Below are 727 nucleotides of genomic sequence, written 5' to 3'. Positions count from 1 at the left end.
GCATGACGCCCAGGCACGCAACCGAGCAGGCGCAACGCATTGGCGCGTTCGGCGAAGCCGTCGGCATGGCTCACCACGGCACCGACCACCAAGCCCGAACGGTTCTCCATCAGGATGTGACCGTGGTAGCACAGGATGGACGGCGTACCTTTGCTCTTCTTGAACAACCGGGCGTCCGGATCCGTGCTCGACTCATGAGTATCGTTGCTGCGCCGTTTGCCTTTCCAGTCCGTGTCGGCATTACGTCCGCCGCCGGCCGGCGGATCGTCCGAGCCGTCCTTGGGACGGAAGCTCTTGTGACTGGCCCACGCCTGGATCAGCGTGCCATCGACTGAGAAGTGCTCTCTGGACAGCAACCCTTGCTTGTCCGCCAAGCTCATGACTTCGGTAAAGAACGCCTCGATCACTTCGTGCTCAAGCAGCCGGTCGCGGTTCTTCGAGAACACCGAGTGGTCCCAGACGGCGTCTTCGATGGCCAAGCCGACGAACCATCGGAACAGCAGGTTGTAGCGCATCTGCTCCATCAGCATGCGTTCGCTGCGTACCGAGTAAAACACCTCCAGCAACAGCGCACGCAGCAACTTCTCGGGCGCAATCGACGCGCGACCGCTGTCGGCATAGATCGTACCGAACAGTCCGTTGAGTCGCTTCAGTGCCTGATTGACCAGCAGCCGCAGCGGCCGCAACGGGTGATCGGCCGGCACGAAGTCTTCCAGCTTCACCGTCG

General features: G+C 61.8%; 1 protein-coding gene. It reads right to left on the bottom strand.

Annotation, left to right across the window (positions count from 1 at the left end):
• Nucleotides 1–727, bottom strand: a 727-nt coding sequence (locus ACNQQL_RS36010; protein WP_347069699.1) for an IS5 family transposase, incomplete at both ends; no start/stop codon positions are given.

Origin of the sequence: Burkholderia sp. LFS061 (assembly GCF_047978125.1) — a bacterium.
Classification (GTDB): domain Bacteria; phylum Pseudomonadota; class Gammaproteobacteria; order Burkholderiales; family Burkholderiaceae; genus Burkholderia; species Burkholderia pyrrocinia_C.
The sequence above is the reverse complement of the archived record's forward strand: the minus strand, read 5'-3'. Positions and strand labels throughout refer to the sequence as shown.